Origin of the sequence: Stenotrophomonas sp. YIM B06876 (genome assembly GCF_030711595.1) — a bacterium.
In the GTDB taxonomy this organism is placed as follows: domain Bacteria; phylum Pseudomonadota; class Gammaproteobacteria; order Xanthomonadales; family Xanthomonadaceae; genus Stenotrophomonas.
In genome coordinates this window covers 1-716 of sequence record NZ_JAUJUJ010000408.1, presented here as the reverse complement: position 1 = coordinate 716, position 716 = coordinate 1, and the positions used below count along the sequence as shown (strand labels likewise).

Annotated in this window: 2 pseudogenes; both read right to left on the bottom strand. The window is 66.7% G+C overall.

The features are described from left to right. A pseudogene (locus QZH66_RS17615) lies at positions 1-231 on the bottom strand (RNA degradosome polyphosphate kinase); the annotation flags it as partial. 248 nt (positions 232-479) lie between these two features. Continuing rightward, positions 480-662 (bottom strand): annotated as a pseudogene (locus QZH66_RS17610) (hypothetical protein); the annotation flags it as partial. Between the last annotated feature and the right edge of the window lie 54 nt (positions 663-716).

Below are 716 nucleotides of genomic sequence, written 5' to 3'. Positions count from 1 at the left end.
CTGGCTGGCCAGGTGGTTGAACACGCTGTCCATGTCGGCCGTGGTGTCCTTGTCGGCCGTGAAATAGCTCAGATCGGTGTACAGGCGCGCCGTGCGCGGGTGGTAGTTGCCGGTGGACAGGTGGCCGTAGCGGCGCAGGTGCCGGCCTTCGCGGCGCGTGGCCAGCAGCATCTTGGCGTGGGTCTTGAGGCCCAAGACACCATAGACCACCTGCGCGCCCACCGACTCCAGCGCNTGTCGGCCGTGAAATAGCTCAGATCGGTGTACAGGCGCGCCGTGCGCGGGTGGTAGTTGCCGGTGGACAGGTGGCCGTAGCGGCGCAGGTGCCGGCCTTCGCGGCGCGTGGCCAGCAGCATCTTGGCGTGGGTCTTGAGGCCCAAGACACCATAGACCACCTGCGCGCCCACCGACTCCAGCGCCTCGGCCCAGTTGATGTTGGCTTCTTCGTCAAAGCGCGCCTTGAGCTCGACCACGGCCATGACTTCCTTGCCCCTGCGCACCGCTTCGCGCAGCAACTCCATCATTTGCGGGTCCGCGCCCGTGCGGTAGATGGTTTGCTTGATGGCCACCACCTGCGGGTCGCAGACCGCCTCGCGCAGGAAGGCCAGCACCCCATCGAAGCTCTCGAAGGGCTGGTGGATCAAGATGTCGCGCTGGCGCATCTGCGCCATGATGGAAGCGACGGCCAGCATCTGCCGCGGTGGAGCCGGCTGCCA